The 20,158-nt window shown below is 73.0% G+C and carries 23 protein-coding genes and 1 tRNA gene; 15 read left to right on the top strand and 9 right to left on the bottom strand.

Going from position 1 to position 20,158, the window contains the following annotated elements:
- Nucleotides 1-202 (bottom strand): SRPBCC family protein (locus ACI6PP_RS19405; RefSeq protein WP_476712944.1); only part of this gene is annotated, 202 nt, incomplete at its 3' end.
- Between the two features lie 65 nt (nucleotides 203-267).
- Here ACI6PP_RS19405 and purF point away from each other — a divergent pair.
- From purF to ACI6PP_RS19420, 3 genes are all read left to right on the top strand, one after another.
- The gene (gene purF, locus ACI6PP_RS19410; RefSeq protein WP_421113286.1) at nucleotides 268-1,782 is read left to right on the top strand and encodes an amidophosphoribosyltransferase; all 1,515 of its coding nucleotides are present in this window, start codon (nucleotides 268-270) and stop codon (nucleotides 1,780-1,782) included.
- Nucleotides 1,779-2,819, top strand: a complete 1,041-nt coding sequence (gene purM, locus ACI6PP_RS19415) for a phosphoribosylformylglycinamidine cyclo-ligase (RefSeq protein WP_421113287.1) — start codon at nucleotides 1,779-1,781, stop codon at nucleotides 2,817-2,819. The genes purF and purM overlap by 4 nt, the downstream gene beginning before the upstream one ends.
- Before the next feature lie 135 nt (nucleotides 2,820-2,954).
- Nucleotides 2,955-3,131 (top strand): DUF3073 domain-containing protein, encoded by a 177-nt coding sequence (locus ACI6PP_RS19420; RefSeq protein ID WP_421113288.1) that lies wholly within the window; start codon nucleotides 2,955-2,957, stop codon nucleotides 3,129-3,131.
- A 69-nt stretch (nucleotides 3,132-3,200) separates the two neighbouring features.
- On the opposite strand, the gene ACI6PP_RS19425 is transcribed toward ACI6PP_RS19420, so the two are convergent.
- Entirely contained in the window at nucleotides 3,201-4,343 is a 1,143-nt protein-coding gene (locus tag ACI6PP_RS19425; RefSeq protein WP_421113289.1) for a Glu/Leu/Phe/Val family dehydrogenase, read from the bottom strand.
- A 240-nt stretch (nucleotides 4,344-4,583) separates the two neighbouring features.
- Between ACI6PP_RS19425 and ACI6PP_RS19430 the strand changes: the two genes are divergently transcribed.
- The 4 genes from ACI6PP_RS19430 to ACI6PP_RS19445 all read left to right on the top strand — a co-directional run bounded on the left by ACI6PP_RS19430 (nucleotide 4,584) and on the right by ACI6PP_RS19445 (nucleotide 7,613).
- Nucleotides 4,584-4,790: a BldC family transcriptional regulator gene (locus ACI6PP_RS19430; protein ID WP_421113290.1), complete on the top strand. Its 207-nt coding sequence runs from the start codon at nucleotides 4,584-4,586 to the stop codon at nucleotides 4,788-4,790.
- A 204-nt stretch (nucleotides 4,791-4,994) separates the two neighbouring features.
- Nucleotides 4,995-6,017: a MerR family transcriptional regulator gene (locus ACI6PP_RS19435; protein WP_421113291.1), complete on the top strand. Its 1,023-nt coding sequence runs from the start codon at nucleotides 4,995-4,997 to the stop codon at nucleotides 6,015-6,017.
- A 124-nt stretch (nucleotides 6,018-6,141) separates the two neighbouring features.
- Nucleotides 6,142-7,392: an Nramp family divalent metal transporter gene (locus ACI6PP_RS19440; protein WP_421113293.1), complete on the top strand. Its 1,251-nt coding sequence runs from the start codon at nucleotides 6,142-6,144 to the stop codon at nucleotides 7,390-7,392.
- Between the two features lie 38 nt (nucleotides 7,393-7,430).
- Nucleotides 7,431-7,613 (top strand): hypothetical protein, encoded by a 183-nt coding sequence (locus tag ACI6PP_RS19445; protein ID WP_421113294.1) that lies wholly within the window; start codon nucleotides 7,431-7,433, stop codon nucleotides 7,611-7,613.
- A 9-nt stretch (nucleotides 7,614-7,622) separates the two neighbouring features.
- Here ACI6PP_RS19445 and ACI6PP_RS19450 read toward each other — a convergent pair.
- Both ACI6PP_RS19450 and ACI6PP_RS19455 read right to left on the bottom strand, forming a co-directional pair.
- Nucleotides 7,623-7,696 (bottom strand) — tRNA-Phe (locus ACI6PP_RS19450).
- 64 nt (nucleotides 7,697-7,760) lie between these two features.
- Complete coding sequence (locus ACI6PP_RS19455; RefSeq protein ID WP_421113295.1) at nucleotides 7,761-9,167, bottom strand: MFS transporter; 1,407 nt, start codon at nucleotides 9,165-9,167, stop codon at nucleotides 7,761-7,763.
- A 58-nt stretch (nucleotides 9,168-9,225) separates the two neighbouring features.
- On the opposite strand from ACI6PP_RS19455, the gene ACI6PP_RS19460 reads away from it, so the two are divergent.
- The 8 genes from ACI6PP_RS19460 to ACI6PP_RS19495 all read left to right on the top strand — a co-directional run bounded on the left by ACI6PP_RS19460 (nucleotide 9,226) and on the right by ACI6PP_RS19495 (nucleotide 14,483).
- Complete coding sequence (locus ACI6PP_RS19460) at nucleotides 9,226-9,738, top strand: winged helix-turn-helix transcriptional regulator (protein ID WP_421113296.1); 513 nt, start codon at nucleotides 9,226-9,228, stop codon at nucleotides 9,736-9,738.
- A 35-nt stretch (nucleotides 9,739-9,773) separates the two neighbouring features.
- The gene (locus tag ACI6PP_RS19465) at nucleotides 9,774-10,253 is read left to right on the top strand and encodes an RNA polymerase sigma factor (RefSeq protein WP_421113297.1); all 480 of its coding nucleotides are present in this window, start codon (nucleotides 9,774-9,776) and stop codon (nucleotides 10,251-10,253) included.
- Nucleotides 10,250-10,852, top strand: coding sequence for a methylated-DNA--[protein]-cysteine S-methyltransferase (locus tag ACI6PP_RS19470; protein WP_421113298.1), 603 nt, complete (start codon nucleotides 10,250-10,252; stop codon nucleotides 10,850-10,852). Before ACI6PP_RS19465 ends, ACI6PP_RS19470 begins: the two co-directional genes overlap by 4 nt.
- The gene (locus ACI6PP_RS19475; RefSeq protein ID WP_421113299.1) at nucleotides 10,849-11,511 is read left to right on the top strand and encodes an alpha-ketoglutarate-dependent dioxygenase AlkB family protein; all 663 of its coding nucleotides are present in this window, start codon (nucleotides 10,849-10,851) and stop codon (nucleotides 11,509-11,511) included. The genes ACI6PP_RS19470 and ACI6PP_RS19475 overlap by 4 nt, the downstream gene beginning before the upstream one ends.
- A gap of 9 nt (nucleotides 11,512-11,520) precedes the next feature.
- A complete protein-coding gene (locus tag ACI6PP_RS19480) occupies nucleotides 11,521-12,126 on the top strand; it encodes a DNA-3-methyladenine glycosylase I (protein WP_421113300.1) in 606 nt (201 codons plus the stop codon).
- A 70-nt stretch (nucleotides 12,127-12,196) separates the two neighbouring features.
- A complete protein-coding gene (locus tag ACI6PP_RS19485) occupies nucleotides 12,197-12,613 on the top strand; it encodes a hypothetical protein (RefSeq protein WP_421113301.1) in 417 nt (138 codons plus the stop codon).
- A gap of 42 nt (nucleotides 12,614-12,655) precedes the next feature.
- Nucleotides 12,656-13,252, top strand: coding sequence for an HAD family hydrolase (locus ACI6PP_RS19490; RefSeq protein WP_421113302.1), 597 nt, complete (start codon nucleotides 12,656-12,658; stop codon nucleotides 13,250-13,252).
- 70 nt (nucleotides 13,253-13,322) lie between these two features.
- Nucleotides 13,323-14,483, top strand: coding sequence for a DUF418 domain-containing protein (locus tag ACI6PP_RS19495; protein ID WP_421113303.1), 1,161 nt, complete (start codon nucleotides 13,323-13,325; stop codon nucleotides 14,481-14,483).
- A gap of 42 nt (nucleotides 14,484-14,525) precedes the next feature.
- Here the strand turns inward: ACI6PP_RS19495 and ACI6PP_RS19500 are convergent, their stop codons facing one another.
- From ACI6PP_RS19500 to ACI6PP_RS19520, 5 genes are all read right to left on the bottom strand, one after another.
- Nucleotides 14,526-16,019, bottom strand: coding sequence for a CoA-acylating methylmalonate-semialdehyde dehydrogenase (locus tag ACI6PP_RS19500; RefSeq protein ID WP_421113304.1), 1,494 nt, complete (start codon nucleotides 16,017-16,019; stop codon nucleotides 14,526-14,528).
- 29 nt (nucleotides 16,020-16,048) lie between these two features.
- Nucleotides 16,049-16,966, bottom strand: coding sequence for a sugar phosphate isomerase/epimerase family protein (locus ACI6PP_RS19505; RefSeq protein ID WP_421113305.1), 918 nt, complete (start codon nucleotides 16,964-16,966; stop codon nucleotides 16,049-16,051).
- A gap of 29 nt (nucleotides 16,967-16,995) precedes the next feature.
- A complete protein-coding gene (gene iolD / locus ACI6PP_RS19510; RefSeq protein ID WP_421113306.1) occupies nucleotides 16,996-18,921 on the bottom strand; it encodes a 3D-(3,5/4)-trihydroxycyclohexane-1,2-dione acylhydrolase (decyclizing) in 1,926 nt (641 codons plus the stop codon).
- On the bottom strand, nucleotides 18,921-19,793 hold the full coding sequence (gene iolB / locus ACI6PP_RS19515) for a 5-deoxy-glucuronate isomerase (protein WP_421113307.1): 873 nt from the start codon (nucleotides 19,791-19,793) through the stop codon (nucleotides 18,921-18,923). The genes iolD and iolB overlap by 1 nt, the downstream gene beginning before the upstream one ends.
- 16 nt (nucleotides 19,794-19,809) lie before the next feature.
- On the bottom strand, nucleotides 19,810-20,158 hold a 349-nt coding region (locus ACI6PP_RS19520), incomplete at its 5' end, for a Cgl0159 family (beta/alpha)8-fold protein (RefSeq protein ID WP_421113308.1).

Raw genomic sequence — 20,158 nt, forward strand, 5'->3', positions numbered from 1 at the left:
TCTGGGTGGAGTACGAGAACCCCTGGTTCATCGACATCCCGAACACCGACCCCTGGCGCAGCGGCTCCGACGGGCCCTTGGAGCCGCGGACGGTGCCCGACCCGTCGAACTCGGAGTGACGGCTCGCGTCGGAGAGCAGTGCGAAGACGGCCTCCGGCGGTGCGGGGACGACCCGCTCGACGCTGACGGTGTCGTGGTCCATGACGTTCATGCTACGAACCCGTCGGGGATTCGGCCCGTCGGTGACCCTGGCCTACACTGGCGGACGTGCCCCGCGGAGATGGTCGGCTGAACCACGACATCGATCCCCAGGACGTCGGACCCCAGGACGCGTGCGGCGTCTTCGGCGTCTGGGCGCCCGGCGAGGAGGTCGCCAAGCTCACCTACTTCGGCCTCTACGCCCTGCAGCACCGGGGCCAGGAGTCGGCGGGCATCGCGGTGAGCAACGGCACCCAGATCCTGGTCTACAAGGACATGGGCCTGGTGAGCCAGGTCTTCGACGAGCCGACGCTGGAGTCCCTCAAGGGCGAGCTGGCGATCGGCCACGCGCGGTACTCGACCACCGGGTCCAGCGTCTGGTCCAACGCCCAGCCGACGTTCCGGTCGACGGCCACGGGCACCGTGGCCCTCGGCCACAACGGCAACCTCACCAACACCGCCGAGCTGATGCAGGTGCTCGACCAGCGCATCGCCGAGTCGGGCCAGCTCGACCTCGCCGGACGCGGTCGCGACATCGCCACCAGCGACACCGCGGTGATGGCCTCGCTCCTCGCCTCCTACCCCGACCGCTCGGTCGAGGAGGCGGCGCTCGCCGTGCTGCCGCAGCTCCGCGGCGCGTTCTCGCTCGTCTTCATGGACCAGGGCACGCTCTACGCCGCCCGCGACCCGCAGGGCGTCCGTCCGCTGGTGCTCGGTCGCCTCGACCGCGGGTGGGTCGTCGCCAGCGAGACCGCCGCGCTCGACATCGTCGGCGCCTCCTACATCCGCGAGATCGAGCCCGGCGAGTTCGTCGCCATCGACGCCGACGGCCTGCGCAGCGAGCGCTTCGCGGCCAAGGAGCCCAAGGGCTGCATCTTCGAGTACGTGTACCTGGCGCGCCCCGACACGCTGATCAACGACAAGCGCGTGCACTCCGTCCGCGCCGACATCGGACGCCGGCTGGCCCGCGAGACGCCCGTCGAGGCCGACCTCGTCATCCCCGTGCCCGAGTCGGGCACGCCGGCGGCCATCGGCTACGCCGAGGAGTCGGGCATCCCGTTCGGTCACGGGCTGGTCAAGAACAGCTACGTGGGCCGCACCTTCATCCAGCCGAGCCAGACGATCCGCCAGCTCGGCATCCGCCTCAAGCTCAACCCGCTGCGCGACGTCATCGCCGGCAAGCGCCTGGTGGTCGTCGACGACTCGATCGTCCGCGGCAACACCCAGCGCGCGCTCGTGCGGATGCTGCGCGAGGCCGGGGCGGCCGAGGTGCACGTGCGCATCTCCAGCCCGCCGGTCAAGTGGCCCTGCTTCTACGGCATCGACTTCGCCAGCCGCGCCGAGCTGATCGCCAACGGCATCTCGGTCGACGAGATCTGCCGCTCGATCGGCGCCGACTCGCTCGCGTACGTCTCGCTCGAGCAGCTGGTCGAGGCCACCGAGCGCCCGGCCGACGACCTGTGCCGCGCCTGCTTCGACGGCATCTACCCGATCGAGCTCCCGCACGAGGCCGAGATCGGCAAGCACCTGCTCGAGCCGGCCGCGCCCAACTACGCCCCCCTCGCACCGGAGCCCACCTCATGACGTCCTACGCAGACTCCGGCGTCTCGATCGAGGCCGGCGACCGCGCCGTCGAGCTGATGAAGCAGTGGGTCGACAAGTCCCGTCGTCCCGAGGTCGTCGGCGGCATCGGCGGCTTCGCCGGACTCTTCGACGCCTCGGCCCTGCGCCGGTTCGAGCGTCCGCTGCTCGCCACGTCCGCCGACGGCGTGGGCACCAAGGTCGCGATCGCGCAGCGGATGGACGTGCACGACACGATCGGCTTCGACCTCGTGGGCATGCTCGTCGACGACCTGGTCGTCTGCGGCGCCGAGCCGTTGTTCGTCACCGACTACATCGCCTGCGGCAAGGTCGTGCCCGAGCGCATCGCGGCCGTCGTCAAGGGCATCGCCGAGGCGTGCACCGAGACCGGCTGCGCGCTGCTCGGCGGCGAGACCGCGGAGCACCCCGGTCTGCTCGGACCCGACGAGTACGACGTGGCCGGCTCCACCACCGGGGTCGTCGAGGCCGAGGCCCTGCTGGGCGCCCACCGCGTCCAGGCCGGCGACGTCGTCGTCGCGATGGAGTCCTCGGGGCTGCACGCCAACGGCTACTCGCTCGTGCGCCGCGTCTTCGACACCGCCGGCTGGGAGCTCGACCGCGACGTCCCCGAGCTCAGCCGCACCCTGGGCGAGGAGCTCCTCACCCCCACCCGGCTCTACGCCCGCCCCTGCCTCGACCTGATCGCGCGCACCCGCGTGCACGCGATGTCGCACGTCACCGGTGGCGGCCTCGCGGCCAACCTCGCCCGGGTGCTGCCCGAGTCGCTCAGCGTCCGCATCGACCGCTCGACCTGGGCGCTGCCCGCCATCTTCGGCCTGGTCGGGCAGGTGGGTGGTGTCGTGCGCCACGACCTCGAGGCCACGCTCAACCAGGGCGTCGGCATGGTCGCGCTCGTCGACGCCGCCGACGCCGACGCCGCCGTCGCCGTGCTCGCCGAGAACGGTCTGCGCGCGTGGGTGTGCGGCGAGGTCGAGGACGTCGCCGGCGGCACCGTGGAGCTGCTCGGCGACCACGCCTGAGGCGGCTCGCAGGCGCGGTGTGACCAGCCCGAACACTCGTTCGGGCGGGTCCGCGTGCGAATCGTTGCCCCGATTGGGTACCGTGGGCCCCACGACGTATCTACATGTTCCGAGACTGTGCGAGGGGTTGACCCGATGGGGCGCGGCCGTGCGAAAGCCAAGCAGACCAAGGTTGCTCGCGACCTGAAGTACAAACCGATGGAGACGGACTTCGAACGCCTGCAGCGCGAGCTGCACGGCGAGCCGGACTCTCCGCGGGTCGAGGTCGACGACGACGACTCCGACGACTACCGCGGCTCGGCCGCGGGCTGACCTGCGGCCTTCTGCCTGAACGGCACCGCCGCCCCCGCCGTTGCGGGGGACGGGCGGTGCCGTCGTCGGTCAGCTCGGCAGCCAGATGCCGCGCAGGCGGCCGACGTCGCGCATCCGCTGCTCGGCCATCCGGTCGGCGGCCACCGACGGGGGCACCTCCTCGGCGGCGGCCCGGCCCAGCACGTCGAGCGTGGTGTCGTAGATCCTCTCGGCACGCTGCTTGGCGCGCTCGAACGAGAAGCCCTCGAGCTCGTCGGCGACCTGGATCACGCCACCGGCGTTGACGCAGTAGTCCGGGGCGTAGACGACGCCTCGTTCGGCGAGCGTCTTCTCCACGCCCGCGTGGGCCAGCTGGTTGTTGGCCGCGCCGCACACGATCCTCGCCTGCAGCACGTCCACGACCTCGTCGTCGAGGGCGCCTCCGAGGGCGCACGGCGCGTACACGTCGAGGGCGCCGCGGACGAGCGTGGCGGTGTCGGGCACCGAGGTGACGCCCGGGTGCAGCTCCTGCAGCGAGGCGACGGCGGCGGCGTCGACGTCGGTGACCACCACGGAGGCGCCGTCCTCGACCAGGTGCCGGACGAGGTGGCGGCCCACCTTGCCCACGCCGGCCACGCCGACGGTGCGTCCGGCGAGCGAGTCCTCGCCCCAGGTGTGGCGGGCGGCGGCCCGCAGGCCCTGGAAGACGCCGAACGCGGTGAGCACCGAGGAGTCGCCCGCGCCGCCGTGCGCGGTGGTGCGGCCGGTGACGTGGTCGCACTCACGGGCCACGACGTCCATGTCGGCGGAGTAGGTGCCGACGTCGCACGCGGTGTAGTAGCGGCCGCCGAGCGCCTGGACGAACCGACCGTACGCGCGCAGGAGCGCCTCGGACTTGTCGCGACGGGGGTCGCCGATGATGACGGCCTTGCCGCCGCCGTGGTCCAGGCCGGCGAGCGCGTTCTTGTACGTCATGCCCTGCGCGAGGTTGAGCACGTCGCGCACGGCGTCCTGCTCGCTGGCGTAGGGGTAGAAACGGGTGCCGCCGAGGGCCGGCCCGAGGGCCGTCGAGTGGATCGCCACGATCGCGCGCAGGCCGGTCTCGCGGTCGGAGGCGAAGACCACCTGCTCGTGGCCGTGGCCGAAGGGTGAGACGTCGATGCCGACGTCACGGAGGTCGTCGGTGCTGCCGGCCCGGGGGTGGGGGGCCGTGGGGGTGGTGTCGCCGGTCACGGTGGTGCCTTTCTGGCGAGGGGACGGTCGGTCGCGGGGGTGGTGCGACCCTGCTCACCGTAGCGATCCCGGGGCGTGATCGATGCGTCACCACGGGAGGGACGCGGCCGCCGAGCCTGCGTCCGTGGGGGGCCGCTCGGCGCCGCAGCCGCGCGTGACCACCGAGTTGACAACGGTCACGTGGTTGTGAAAGTGCACAAAACGCTGCGAATGCGAATCCGCGGCTGGCACTATCGAGCCATGACAGCCCGTGCCAACGACTCCGAGCGCCTCCTGACTCCCGCTGAGGTCGCGGTCCTCTTCCGCGTCGATCCCAAGACGGTCACCCGTTGGGCGCAGGCGGGCAAGCTCAGCTCGATCCGCACGCTCGGTGGCCACCGCCGCTTCCGGGAGTCCGAGGTCAAGTCGCTGCTCTCCGGCGTCGACACCGCCGACGGCACCGCCTGACGCTCGGCGTCACCACGTCCGACCGCATCGGCCACCGGCCGGTGCGGTCGTCGGCGTCCGGGCGGCCCGCGCGGCGGGCGGGCGGGGCTGTCCGGATCGTCCCGCGGTGCGAACCTGTTCACGGGTGCGCGGCGAGGTGAACAGGTTTACGATGGGAGTTGGTTGCCGCACCAGCGGTGGCACCCGACCTGGGAGGCGAGACACGTGGACGACGCACTGGCCCAGACGCGCCAGCTCGACCCCGTGACCGACGACGCCACGACGACTGCTCGGACCGACGCGCGACCCGCGCCGGGCGAGACCGATCTGCTGTGGGGTGTGGGCGCGGTCGCGACGCGTCTGAACCTTCCTCCGGCCACGCTCCGCACGTGGGAGCGGCGCTACGGCGTCGGCCCGTCGGAGCGCACGCAGGGCGGGCACCGGCGGTACAGCGAGGAGGACATCCTCCGCGCCCAGGTGGTCGCGCACCTCATCTCCCGCGGCGTCCCGGCCCAGGCCGGCGCGCGCGTGGCCCTGTCGCTCGACCAGACGGGGCTCGTCGCGGCCCTCGCCGACGGCGGCACCGCCACGTCGCCGCGCGGCGTCGACCCTGACATGCAGCCCGAGGTGGCGATCCAGTCGATCATCGCCGCCGCCCACCAGGGCGGCCCCGACGAGCTGGGTCACCTGTACGCCCGCGTCCTCGGCCAGTGGGGCATCGTCCCGGGCTGGGACTCGGTCCTGGCCCCGGCACTCTCCCGCATCGGCGACCTGTGGTTCGACGGGCTGATGGGCATCGAGGGCGAGCACCTCGCCACCGAGCGCCTCAGCGCAGAGCTGCGGGCCTACACCCGCCGCAAGCGTCCGCAGACCAGCCAGATCGACCCCATCGTCATCGCCAGCGCCGACGACGAGATGCACTCGCTCCCGCTGATCGCGCTCGAGGCGGCGCTCGCGGCCGACGGGCTCACCTGCTACGCACTCGGCTCGCGGGTCCCGGCACGCGCGCTGGCGCACACGCTCGAGCGCAAGCAGCCTCGCGTCGTCTTCCTCTGGTCGTCCATCGCGCGTCCCCAGGTCGACGAGACCTGGTCGGCGTTCGACCGGCTCGACCACGAGGTGACGGTGCTGCTGGGCGGCCCGGGGTGGCCCGCCGAGCGTGCCGCGTCGGCCCCCGACACCACGATGCTGCACAGCCTCGGCGGTGCCGTCGACGCCGTCCGCGACGCGTTCGCCGACCCGTCCTGATCCTGCGCACCTGACGCCGCCCGGCCAGGCCGGGCGGCGTCGTGCTGTCCGCACCCGCGCGGACGTCGTGTGAGGTAGCCTCAACTCGAGTGTTGGCCGTGCCTCACTCGAGAGGGGCGGGCGGATGGATCTCGGGACGGCGAGGGAGCCGGCGGCACCGGCGGTGCCCCGCCGTGGCGTCGCCCTGCTCGGGCCCGCGTTCGTCGCCGCGATCGCCTACGTCGACCCGGGCAACGTCGCGGCCAACCTGACGGCGGGTGCGAAGTACGGCTACCTGCTCCTGTGGGTGCTCGTCGCCGCCAACGCCACGGCGGTGCTGGTGCAGTACCTGTCGGCCAAGCTGGGCATCGTCACCGGCCGCTCCCTGCCCGAGCTGCTCGGCTCCAGGCTCGGCACGGGCTCCCGCCGCGCCTACTGGGTGCAGGCCGAGCTGGTGGCGATGGCCACCGACCTCGCCGAGGTGCTCGGTGGCGCCATCGCGCTCTACCTGCTGTTCGAGGTGCCGCTCCTGCTCGGTGGCCTGATCGTCGGCCTGGTCTCGATGGCCATGCTCGCGGTGCAGACCCGACGCGGCCAGCGTCCGTTCGAGGGCGTCATCGTCGCGCTGCTCGTGGTGATCGCGGTGGGGTTCCTCGCGGGCCTGTTCGTCAGCCCGGTCGACCCGGTCCAGGCGCTCGCGGGCGTCGTGCCGCGGTTCGACGGCACCGAGACGGTGCTGCTCGCGGCCAGCATGCTCGGCGCGACGGTGATGCCGCACGCGATCTACCTGCACTCGGCGCTCGCGCGCGACCGCCACGGGGTGCAGACCGAGGACGGCGTGGTCCGCCGCCTGCTGCGTGCCACCCGCTGGGACGTCGCCGGCGCGCTGCTCGTGGCCGGCGCGGTCAACATCGCGATGCTGCTGCTGGCGGCCTCGAGCCTGCGCGGCGTCCCGGGCACCGACACGATCGAGGGGGCGCACGCGGCCATCGTCGCGGCCCTCGGCTCGGGCATCGGCATCGTCTTCGCGATCGGCCTCCTCGCGTCGGGTCTCGCCTCGACGTCGGTCGGCTGCTACGCCGGTGCCGCGATCATGGGCGGGCTGCTGGCCGTCCGCATCCCGCTGCTGGTGCGTCGCGCGGTGACGCTGGTCCCGGCCCTGGTCGTGCTCGGCATCGGCGCCGAGCCCACGTCCGCGCTCGTGCTGAGCCAGGTGGTGCTGAGCCTCGGCATCCCGTTCGCGCTCGTGCCGCTCGTGCGCCTGACGAGCGACGTCGCCGTGATGGGCCGGTTCGCCAACCCCGGTGCGGTGAAGGTCGTCGCCTGGGCCGTCGTGGCACTGATCGTCAGCCTGAACGTGGCCCTGATCGTCCTGACGGTGTCCGGCGCCGCCTGAGTGTGGCACGGTGGGAGCTCCACCGACCGGAGGCGGCCATGAGCCAGTACCACCAGGACCCCGCACCGAGGTCGCGTGCGGGTCGGGTCCTCCACGGGATCGGCGGCGCGCTGCGCACCTTCGTCCTTGCCGCCGCGTCCGTGGTCGACCAGCGAGCCCACGGGAACTCGATCCCGCCGGAGACGAGGCGGGCGCAGCGTCCGCAGGACTACCGCCCCTGAGGGGAGAGGTGGCCAGGGCCGGGGTCGAACCGGCGACCTTCCGCTTTTCAGGCGGACGCTCGTACCAACTGAGCTACCTGGCCGCTGCGGGCGGTGAGGCCGCGCAACACCCGGGGCGAACCGGGCGGGGACCACGATACACAGGGCTCAGGCCGGGGCGCCCCGCCGGGCTCGCCTGACGCTCGACGCCGCGAGACCGAGCACCACGACCGCGCCGATCGCGGAGGTCGCGGCGGTGATCAGGCCGGCGGTGCGCCAGCCGTCGACCGGGTCGGCGAACGCCGTGGCGACCAGGCCCACCACGGTGACGCCGATGGCCGAGCCGAGGTAGCGCGCGGTGTTGTTGACGCCGCTGCCGAGGCCGCCGCGGCCCGGGGGAGCGGTGGCGACGGCCTCCCGTCCGAGCCCGGCGTTGAGGAACCCGGTGCCGACGCCGGCCACCACGTAGCCGGGCAGGATCCACCAGACCGAGGTCGATGCGGCGGTCGCCGCGAGTACCAGCTGGCCGAGCGTGCAGATGGCGAGGCCGAGGGCCAGCTGCCGCAGGCCACCGAGCCAGGACGGCAGGCGGCGGGCGAGGAGGGCGAAGACGGTGCTGGGCACCGACCAGGCCGCCAGCGCGCCGGCCGCGACCAGGGTGCTGGCCCCGAGCGCGTTGGTCAGGTGCGACGCCGAGTACGACATCACGGCGATGACGCCGGTGCCCGTCGCCAGGCCGGCCACGTGCGTGGCGGTGAAGTCCGGGCGTGCGAACAGCGCGAGGTCGAGCATCGGGTGCTCCCGGCGGCGCTCGACGAGCACGAACGCGACGGCGAGGACGACGGCGAGCACCAGCAGCCCCACCGGCCACGCGACGTGGGACGAGCCGCGCGACTCCACCAGCGCGACCAGCAGCACCACCATCGTGGCGCCGAACGTCAGGGCGCCCGGGAGGTCGAGCGCCCGGCGGTGGTCGGCGTACGTCTCGCGCAGGCGGGTGCCCGCGAGGGCCACGGCCACGCCCAGCACGGCCAGCACGACGTACGGGGCCCGCCACGACACCGACGCGTCGAGCAGACCCGGCAGGAACGGCCCGGTGGCGATGCCGGCCGACACGCTCGCCCCCCAGACGGCGCCGGCGGTGGCGCGCTCGGCCGGCGTCGGGAAGAAGAAGGACGTCATCGCGAGGCTCGTCGCGATGAGCGCGGCACCGCCGACGCCCTCGACCACGCGGCCCAGCACGAACGCGACAGGCTCCTGGGCCGCTGCGCAGAGCACCGACCCTGCCGCGAGCAGCAGGGCGCCGCCGACGAAGACCGCGCGGCGTCCACGGTCGTCGGCCAGCACGCCGACCACGAGCAGGCTCGCCGCGAGCCCGACGCTCATCGAGCTGAGGATCCAGATCTGGGCGCTGGGGCCCGCCTGCAGGGCGCGGCCGAGCGTGGGGGCGTCGGCCAGCGAGGTGGTGAACGCGGTGAGCGCGACGAACACGCCGAGCGAGCCCACGACGAGCGCCGAGGTGCGGTCGCGGCGGTCGACGCCGCTCGGGGTGGTGCGGGTCGCCGGTTCGGTCACCGAACCAACCTAGGGCGACCTCTGGTCCGGTGACAAGACCGAGGGGTAGCGTGGACGGATGGCTCTGGGAAGCGACTACGTCGGGCAGGACTGCTCCCTCGCGCGGGCCCTCGAGGTCGTCGGCGAGCGCTGGAGCCTGCTCGTGCTGCGTGACTGCTTCCTCGGGGTGCGGCGATTCTCCGACTTCGCCGCCCACCTCGACATCTCCCGTGCCGTGCTCACCGAACGACTGGGCTCCCTGACGCGCGCGGGCGTGCTGCGCCGCGTGCAGGTCGACGGGCACCCCGAGTACCTGCTCACCGACGCCGGGCTCGCGCTGTGGCCGGCGCTGCACGCGCTCGCCGCCTGGGGCGGGCAGCACGCGTCCGGCCCCGAGCCCTACCGGGTCTTCACCCACGCCGCCTGCGGCACCCGTCTCGACGCCGTGGGGCGGTGCGGGGCCTGCGACGTGGCCCCCGGGCCCGCCGACGTGGTGTCCGAGCAGGGGCCCGCGCCACGTCTTGGGCGCGACGACTCCGTCACCGCGGCGCTCGTCGAGGCGCGCCCGCTGCTGCAGCCGATCCGCGCCTGACCTCACGGATCCGACCCGCCAGGCGTTGGCCCTCCATGACAGCAGTCCCCTTCGAGCAGGTGGTCACCGACCACGGTGCCGTCGTGTGGCGGGTGTGCCGGGCGGTGGTGGGGCCGGTGGACGCCGACGACGCGTGGTCCGAGACGTTCCTCGCCGCCCTGCAGGCCTACCCCCGCCTGCGACCGGGCAGCGACGTCCGCGGCTGGCTGGTGACGATCGCGCACCGCAAGGCCATCGACCGTCACCGCATCGCCGCCCGCCAGCCGGTGCCGCTCGACGAGCTGCCGGACAGCGCCGTGCACGACCTCCCCGACCCCGCCGACGACGACCTCTGGCGATCGGTGCGCTCGCTGCCCGACAAGCAGCGCGCCGCCGTCGCCTACCGCTACGTCGCCGACCTGACCTACGTCGACATCGGCCGGATCCTCGGCACGAGCGAGGCGGCCGCCCGGCGCAGCGCCGCCGACGGCGTCGCGTCCCTGCGCCGCCGACACCTCCAGGAGGCAACGCCATGACCACCCTCGACACGCTCACCGAGCGCCTCCGCGCCGGCTCGCCCGACCTGGACGCCCTGCGCGCGCGGCTCGCGTCCGACGCCGACCGCGACGGCGTGCTCGACGTCGCCTACCGGGTGCTCGACACCCCCGTCGGACCGCTGCTGCTCGCCGCCACCGACCGCGGACTCGTGCGCGTCGCGTACGCCGTCGAGGACCACGACGTCGTCCTCGCGACCCTGGCCGGGCAGGTGAGCCCGCGGGTGCTCGAGGCACCCGCGCGTCTGGACGACGTCGCGCGCGAGGTGGACGAGTACTTCGCCGGCGCGCGCCGCGCGTTCGACGTGCCGCTCGACCTCCGGCTGGCCCGCGGGTTCCGTCGCACGGTGCTCGACCACCTGCGCGACGTCGCGTACGGCACCACCGCGAGCTACGGGGCACTGGCCGCGGCCTCGGGCAGCCCGGCGGCGGTGCGTGCCGTCGGCACCGCGTGCGCGCGCAACCCGCTGCCGGTCGTGGTGCCCTGCCACCGCGTCGTCCGCGCCGACGGCTCGCTCGGCCAGTACGTCGGCGGGGCCGACGCCAAGCTGGCCCTGCTGACGCTGGAGTCCGCGGCGTGAGCCTGCTGCCCAGGGAGCGACACGAGGTGGCGCCGGGTGCGGTGCACGTCCCGGACTGGCTGGACGAGGACGAGCAGCGGCGACTCGTCGAGGCGTGCCGGGGGTGGGCGCGAGGGCCGTCGCCGATGCGGGCGCCACGAACGCCCGGCGGCGGGCGGATGAGCGTCCAGATGGTCAGCCTCGGGTGGCACTGGAGGCCGTACGCCTACAGCCGCACCGGCGACGACGGCGCGCCCGTGGCGCCGTTCCCCGACTGGCTCGGCGACCTCGGACGCCGCGCCGTCGCCGACGCGTACGGCGACCCGTCGGCGGGCGAGGCCTACCGGCCCGACGTGGCGCTGGTGAACTACTACGACGACGCCGCCCGGATGGGCATGCACCAGGACAAGGACGAGGCGGCGTCCGACCCCGTGGTGTCGCTGTCCCTCGGCGACACCTGCGTGTTCCGGTTCGGCGGGACGAAGAGCCGCAACCGTCCCTGGACCGACCTCGAGCTGGAGTCGGGCGACCTGTTCGTCTTCGGCGGCCCGTCGCGGTTCGCGTTCCACGGCGTGACGGGCGTGCGACCCGGCAGCAACCTGGTCGAGAACGGGCTCACGTCGGGCCGGCTCAACATCACCCTGCGGACGTCCGGGCTGGCTGTCGGAGGGGCTGCGTAGCCTGGCGCCATGGCTGAGCAGGGCACGGGCGTGATCGTCGGCGAGGACGGGTTGGCGCGCGCACCGTGGGGCCACCACGACCCGCTGCTGCGTGCGTACTACGACACCGAGTGGGGCATGCCGGTCCACGGCGAGGCCGCGCTGTTCGAGCGGATCAGCCTGGAGGCGTTCCAGTCGGGCCTGTCCTGGCTGATCATCCTGCGCAAGCGGCCCACGTTCCGCGAGGCGTTCGACGGCTTCGACCCCGACGCGGTCGCGGCCTACGACGAGTCCGACGTCGAGCGCCTGATGGCCGACCCCGGCATCGTCCGCAACCGCCGCAAGGTCGACGCCACCATCGCCAACGCCCGCGCCACCGTGGCCCTGCGCGAGGACGGCGGGCTCGAGCAGCTGGTGTGGTCGTTCAAGCCCGAGGACACCCCGCGCCCCACCGTCCTGGAGGAGGTGCCCACCACCTCCCCGGAGTCGCTCGCGCTGAGCAAGGAGCTCAAGCGTCGCGGGTTCTCCTTCGTGGGGCCCACCACGATGTTCGCGCTCATGGAGGCCGTCGGCATCGTCGACACCCACCTGGTCGACAGCCACCGTCGCGGCGCGTCCGGCGTGTGGCCCGACTGAGTACGTCCACCCGGCGGGGCTGAGCACGACGACGCTCGGACGCCGACCGTCCCGCGGCGACGATGGGTCCATGACCACCGCCGCACACCCAGCCCGCCGGTCCTGGCCCGTCACCGTCCGCGACGTCGTGCTGCTGGCGGCCGCCGGCGCGGGCGCCTGGTGGGCCTGGCTGGGCTGGGACCACACCTACTACACGGACCCGGCCACGGGCTACGCCGCCGGACCGTACCGGCCGTGGCAGGTCGTCGGCTGCGTGCTGACGCTCCTCGCCGTGGCGGCGATCGCGTACGTCCGCCTCCGGCCGCTGGTCGTCGGCGTCGTCGTGACGATCGCCTTCACCGTCGCGTTCGCCTCGTCCGCGATGCCCGGGGACGACACGGGGCTCGCGGGCGTCGGGGTCGTCATGGTGCTCGTGGGGACGGCGCTGGCCGCCACCGTGCTGGGGTCCGTCGCCACCGCCGTGCGCACGGCCCTCGCTCGACGCTGAGGGGACCGCACGTCCAGGACGGGGGCCTGGCATCGTGCAGGGGTGACCACACCCGACTCGACCTGGTGGCTGCTCGACTACGGCAACGTCGTCAGCACCTCGCAGCCCGACGCCGACCGCGACGAGCTGGTGCGGCTCTCCGGTGCGCGGGCCGAGGGGTTCTGGGAGCGCTACTGGGCCTACCGCCACGAGTACGACCTCGGCGTCGACGACGAGTCCTACTGGTCGCGGGTGTGCGACCGTCCGCTCGTCACCGGCACCGACGCGCTCGACGCGATCGTGGCGGCCGACAACGCGAGCTGGTCGCACCACCGTCCCGAGGTGCTCGACCTGCTCGCCGCCCAGCGCGCGTCCGGGCGGCGACTCGCGATGCTGTCGAACGCCCCGCACGCCCTGGCCCGTCACCACGAGACCGACGGTGCGGTCGACGTCTTCGAGCGGCGCTTCTACTCCGCGCCGCTCGGCCTCGCCAAGCCCGACGCCGCGATCTACACCCACGTGCTCGACGAGCTCGGTGCCGCGCCCGGTGACGTCACCTTCGTCGACGACCGAGCCGACAACGTCGAGGCGGCTTCGGCGCTCGGCTTCCACGCGGTGCTGTTCCAGTCCAGCGAGGACCTGCTCGCGCTCGCGCGCTGACCGACCGAAGTCGCGGTGGCGTCGACGTTCGGCCGATGTCCCACGGCGGCGCCCGGGCTTGGATGGCGTGATGAGCGAGGACGTGAACCGCCCCACCGGTCTGTCGTCACGCGCCCTGGGCCCGGACCTGGCGCGCGGGTTCATGCTGTTGTTCATCGCGCTGGCCAACTCGCACTACTTCCTGCGCGGCCCGTCGGTGCTCGGCGGCTACCCGCAGGACGGCACCGGGCTCGACTCGGTCGTGACCTGGGTGGTCTCGACGTTCGTCGACGGGCGCGCGTTCCCGATGTTCGGTCTGCTGTTCGGGTACGGGGTGGCGCAGATCGTCCGCCGGCAGGAGCCCCTCGGACCCAGGGGGACCAGGCGCCTGCTCTGGCGGCGGGCGCTCGTGCTGGTCGTCGTCGGGTTCCTGCACGCGACCCTGCTCTACGTCGGCGACATCCTCGGCGCCTACGGCGTGCTGCTGCTGCTCGGTGCCTGGACGGTGCGGTGGCGCGACCGGTGGCTCCTCGTCCTCGCGGGGGTGTTCTTCGTCCTCAACGCCCTGCCGAGCACCGACCTGTCGGCGCTGTCGTCGGACCCGCCGGACGCGTCCATGCTGCCGCCCGACCTCGGCGCGATGCTGACCGAGCGCCCGCTGGTCTCGGTCGCGGTCAGCCTGGTGGGGCCGCTCGGGTTCGTGTGCCCGTTCGCGGTCGGGCTGTGGGCCGGACGCCGCCGCGTGCTCGAGCAGCCGGCCCGCCACCGACGGCTCCTGGTCGCCACCGCGGTCGGCGGCCTCGGCGCGGCGGTGCTGGGTGCGCAACCGGTCTCGCTGGTCCTCGCGGGCGCGCTGCCGGTGCCCGACGCGACCGTGGCCGCGCGGGTCAGCCCGCTGCACGCGGCGACCGGCACGCTCGGCGGGTTCGGCTACGCGGCGCTGATCGTGCTGCTGGCGGCGCGGCTCGAGGGACGCGGGCACGCGCTGGTCGACGCCGTCGCGGCGGTCGGACAGCGGTCGATGACCTGCTACCTGTCGCAGTCGGTGGTCTGGGCCGTGGTCTTCACGCCGTTCCTGCTCGACCTGTCCGGTGCGCTGGGCGTCGCGTCCACCGCCCTCCTCGCGGTCCTGACGTGGGCCGCCACCGTCGTCATGGCCGACTGGATGCGCCGCACCGGCCGTCGCGGACCGTTCGAGGTGCTCGTCCGCCGGGTGACGTACGGCGGCTCGTTCACCAGGAGACCCTGGTGATCGTGCGGCGGGTGGGACCGGGGCCCCACCCGCCGCGGGCGGTCAGGTGTTCTGGGGGAAGCCCAGGTTGATGCCGCCGTGGCTGGGGTCGAGCCAGCGGGTGGTGACGACCTTGCCGCGGGTGAAGAAGTGCACGCCCTCGACGCCGTGGGCGTGGGTGTCGCCGAACAGCGAGTTCTTCCAGCCGCCGAAGGAGAAGTAGGCCATCGGGACCGGGACCGGCACGTTGATGCCGATCATGCCGACGGTGACCTCGTTCTGGAACCGGCGTGCGGCGCCGCCGTCGTTGGTGAACAGCGCGGTGCCGTTGCCGTAGGGGTTGGAGTTGATCAGGTCCACGGCTTGGCTGTAGGTGTCCACGCGCAGCACCGACAGCACGGGGCCGAAGATCTCGTCGGTGTAGACGCTCATCTCGGGCGTGACGTGGTCGAACAGCGTGGGGCCGACGAAGAAGCCGCTGCCGTCGGCGTCGGGCTTGACGGTGCGGCCGTCGACGACGAGCTTGGCGCCCGCGTCCTCGCCCGCGTCGACGTAGCCCGAGACACGCTCGGCCGAGGCCTGGGTGACCAGCGGGCCCATGTCGCAGCCGCGGGTGCCGTCGCCGGTGACCAGGCCGGTGGCGCGGTCGTGGATCTTGGCGACGAGCTCGTCGGCGACCTCGCCCACGGCGACCAGCGCCGAGATGGCCATGCAGCGCTCGCCGGCCGAGCCGAAGCCGGCGTTGATGGCGGCGTCGGCGGCCAGGTCGAGGTCGGCGTCGGGCAGGACCACCATGTGGTTCTTCGCGCCGCCGAGCGCCTGGACGCGCTTGCCGTGCGCGGTGCCGGTCTCGTAGACGTACTTGGCGATCGGCGTCGAGCCGACGAACGACGCCGACGCGATGTCGGGGTGCGTCAGCAGGCCGTCGACGGCGACCTTGTCGCCCTGCAGGACGTTGAAGACGCCGTCGGGCAGACCGGCCTCCTTCCACAACTCGGCCATCCAGATCGCGGCCGTGGGGACCTTCTCCGAGGGCTTGAGCACGACGGTGTTGCCCGCCGCGATCGCCACGGGGAAGAACCACATCGGGACCATCGCCGGGAAGTTGAACGGGCTGATGATCGCGACCGGTCCGAGCGGCTGACGCGTGGAGTGCACGTCGACGCCGGTCGAGGCGTTCTCGGTGAACGCGCCCTTGAGCAGGTGCGGCATGCCGCACGCGAACTCGACGACCTCCTGGCCGCGGGCGACCTCGCCGGCCGCGTCCGAGAGCACCTTGCCGTGCTCGGAGGTGATGATCGCGGCCAGCTCGGACGCCTTCGCGTTCAGCAGCTCACGGAAGCGGAACAGGATGCTCGTCCGCTTGGTCAGCGACGTGTCGCGCCACGCGGGGAACGCGGCGGTCGCCGCGGCGACGGCGGCCTGGACGTCGGCCTCGGACGCGAGGTCGACCTTCCCGGTGACCTCGCCGGTGGCGGGGTTGGTGACGTCGCCGGTGCGGCCGCCCGTGCCGGGCACGGACGCCCCGCCGATCCAGTGGGTGATCGAGGTGGTCATGGGTTCCTCCTCAGGAACACAGGCGCTGCTCAGGCCTGCTGGGTGCCGATCTCGACGTGGTTGCCGCAGCCGGACAGGTACGTGTGCGTGCGACGCGCGATCGGGAACGGGGTGTCGGGGTGGCACGGGTAGAGGTCCTGCTCGACGATCGCGTAGAGCTGGCGGTCGAGCTTCTCCACCTCGGTGATGACCTCGGACAGGTCGGGCACGCCCTGGGGCGGCTCGATCATGACGCCGAGCTTCACCGCGGCGGGGAACGTCAGGTCCTCGGCCTCGACCTTGGCGACGATGGCCGGGTCGACCTGCTTGAGGTGCAGGTAGCCGATGCGGTCGGGGTAGCGACGGATCAGGTCGATGTTGTCGCCGCCGTAGTACGAGACGTGGCCGGTGTCGAGGCACAGGTTCACGTAGCGCGGGTCGGTCTGCTCCAGGAAGCGCTCGATGTCCTTCTGGTAGCCCACGTGGCTGTCGGCGTGCGAGTGGAACTGCAGCTGCAGGCCGTACTCGTCGAGGATGCGGCGACCGAGCTCGTCGTGGCCGGAGGTGATGGCCTCCCAGCCCTCGGCGCCGAGCTCGCGGGGCTCGATGTCCTCGCCGGTCTTGTGGTCGCGGAACAGGTCGGGGATGACGACGATGTGCTCGCCGCCGACGGCCTTGGTCAGCGCGGCCACGTCGGTGACCTGCTTCCAGACCGCGTCCCAGGTGTTGGGGCGGTGCAGCGCGGAGAAGACGGTGCCGGCCGAGACCTTGAGCTGGTGCTGGTCGAGCTTGTCCTGCAGCTCGCTGGGGTCCTTGGGCAGGTAGCCGTAGGGGCCGAGCTCGATCCAGTCGTAGCCCGACGCGCGGACCTCGGTCAGGAAGCGGTCGGCGGTGGTCTGCTCGGGGTCGTCGGCGAACCAGACGCCCCAGGAGTCAGGAGCCGAGCCGATGATGATGCGTGCGTTCACGATGAAGTCCTCCGGGTGCCTGTACGGCGTCAGTGGGTCGGGGTGGTCGGCGGGTCGAGGAAGAGGCGCTGGTCTGCCTTGTGCGTGTCGTAGACCTTGCGGGCCTGCTGGGTGGAGTCGAGCGTCGAGATCTCGCTGACGGGAACGTCCCACCAGGCCTGCGAGTCCGGCGCGCCGATGAGCGGGTCGGTCTCGACGTGCACGACGGTGCTGGTGGTCGAGGCCTTGGCGGCGCGGATCGCGTCGGCGAGCTCGTCGTTGGTGGCCACCTTGACCACCTCGACGCCGAGGCTGGCGGCGTTGGCGGCGAGGTCGACGGGCAGCAGGCCGCCGTCGAGGCGTCCGGTCTCGGACGAGCGAGCGCGGTACCGGGTGCCGAACCGCTGCGAGCCGAGCGACTCCGACAGCGAGCCGATGGACGCGAAGCCGTGGTTCTGCACCAGGACCACGATCACCTTGAGGTTCTCCTGCACCGCGGTGACGAGCTCGGTGGCCATCATCAGGTAGGAGCCGTCGCCGACCATGACGAAGACGTCGCGGTCGGGGCACGCCATGGCGACGCCGAGGCCGCCGGCGACCTCGTAGCCCATGCAGGAGTAGCCGTACTCGACGTGGTAGCCCTTGCTGTCGCGCGTGCGCCACAGCTTGTGCAGGTCGCCGGGCATCGAGCCGGCGGCGCAGACGACGACGTCGCGCGGGTCGGACAGCTCGTTGACCAGGCCGAGCACCTCGCCCTGGGTGAGCAGGCCGCCGGCGCCGTCCTGCGGCACCTCGGGGTGGTAGGTCGCGTCGACGGTGGCGTCCCAGGTGGCCTTCCAGGCGGCGGTGTCGCTGACGACGTCCTCGCCCACGCGGAAGTCCTGCAGCGCCTGCGTGAGCGCGACGAGCGACTCGCGTGCGTCGGCGGTGATCGCCAGGCCGGACTGCTTGACCGAGTCGAGCGGCGCCACGTTGATGTTGACGAAGCGCACCCCCTCGGCCTTGAACGCGGTGCGGCTGGCGGTGGTGAAGTCCGAGTAGCGGGTGCCGATGCCGATGACGACGTCGGCGGTGGCCGCGTAGGCGTTCGCGGCCGTGGTGCCGGTGGAGCCGATCGCGCCGAGGCACTGCGGGTGCGCGTCGGGCAGCGTGCCCTTGCCGGCCTGGCTCTGACCCACGGGGATCCCGGTGGCCTCGCTGAACGCGGCGAGCGCGTCGGTGGCCTGGCTGTAGTGCACGCCGCCACCGGCGACGACCAGCGGGCGGCTCGCCGACGCGATCAGCTCGGCCGCCTGCTCGACCAGCACCGTCTCGGGCACGGGACGCGCGACGTGCCACACCCGCTTGGCGAACAGCGCGACGGGCCAGTCGTGCGCCTCGGCCTGCACGTCCTGCGGGACGCAGACGGTGACGGTGCCGGTCTCGGACGGGTCGGTGAGCACCCGCATCGCGGCGAGCATCGCCGAGGGCAGCTGCTCGGGGCGCCAGATCCGGTCGAAGTAGCGCGACACGGGGCGGAAGCAGTCGTTGACGGTGACGTCGCCCGACTGCGGCAGCTCGAGCTCCTGCAGCAGCGGGGACGCGCTGCGGTCGGCGAACGTGTCGGCCGGCAGCAGCAGCACGGGCAGCCGGTTGATCGTCGCGAGCGCGGCGCCGGTGACCATGTTGGTGGCGCCGGGGCCGACGCTGGTGCTGACCGCGTAGGTCTGCAGACGGTCGCGCATGCGGGCGAACGCGGCGGCGGAGTGCACCATCGCCTGCTCGTTGCGACCGAGGACGTACGGCAGCGCGTCGGGCTCCTCGAGCTCGGCCTGCAGCAGCGCCTGGCCGAGGCCGGCGACGTTGCCGTGGCCGAAGATGCCGAAGCACCCGGCGAACAGCTTCTGCTCGTGGCCGTCGCGCTCGGAGTGCTGCGCGGCGAGGAATCGCACCATCGCCTGCGCGACGGTCAGCCGCACGGTGGTGGGCTCGGACATCACTGGCCTCCTGCTGCGGGACGGACCCGCGGGTCGATCTCCTGGTCGGCCCAGGTGTCACGCACCCAGGTCTGGTCGGGGTGGTCGCTGATCTTCCAGGCGCGCTCGTCGTCCGGGCCCGCCATCACGTTCAGGTAGTACATGTCGTGGCCGGGTGCCGCGACGCACGGTCCGTGCCAGCCGAACGGCACGAGCGCGGTGTCGCGGTCGCGCACCTCGAGCAGCACGTCGATCTCGCCGGCGGGGCTGCTGCTGGTGCGGTGGAACCCGAAGCCGGGCTGACCGGCGGGGCCGGCGGCGATCTCGAAGTAGTAGATCTCCTCCAGGCACGACTCGTGCTCGGTCTTCTCGTCGTGCTTGTGCGCGGGGTAGCTCGACCAGTTGCCGCCGGGCGTGATCACCTCGCACGCGATGAGCGAGCCGGCCTCGAAGGCGTCGACGGTGCCGAAGTTGCGCACCTGGCGGCTGGCCTGCCCGGCGCCGCGCATCTCGACGGCGACGTCGGCGCGCGGGCCGTAGCGGAAGGGGAGGGCCTGGTCGGTGCGCGCACCGGTGAGCGCGAAGCGCCCGCCGGCGGCGGACGTCAGGGTGACGGCGCTGCGGATCGGCAGGTAGGCCACGTCGGTGGGACCGGCGAAGACGTCGGCGCGACCGTCGAGCTCGAAGGTCTCGTCGCCGAGCGTGACGCTGACGCCGCCGCTCAGCGGGACGACGAACATCTCCTCGCCACCGGTGTCGACGGTGCGCGAGGCGCCGGCGTCGAGGCTGAGCACGCGCAGGCTGGAGTGCTCCCAACCGGCCGACTCGGGCGTGACGATCAGGTCCCAGCCCTCGGAGGCGGAGGTGCCCGCAGGCAGGTACAGGTCGGTCATGGCGGTGCTCCCCTCCTCAGTGGACGAGCGAGACGGCGGTGTCGACGGCGCCGGCGACGTCGTCGTCGGCCGGGAACAGCAGGGAGCGCCCCACCATCAGGCCGCGGACGGGAGCGACGGCCAGGGCCTTGGACCACGAGGCGTAGACCTCGTCCGGCGAGCCGGTGGGGTCGCCGCCGAGCAGCAGCGTGGGGAGGTTCGTGGCCTCCATGACGCGCTCCATCTGGTCGACGACGGGCAGCTTCATCCAGGTGTAGGCGCTGGACCCGCCGATGCCCTGCGTGATCGCGATCGACTTGACGACGGCCTCGACGGACAGGTCGTTGACCACCTTGCCGTCGACGCGGCGCGACATGAACGGCTCG

This window comes from Solicola agrisoli, assembly GCF_049059935.1.
GTDB lineage: Bacteria > Actinomycetota > Actinomycetes > Propionibacteriales > Nocardioidaceae > JAURVT01.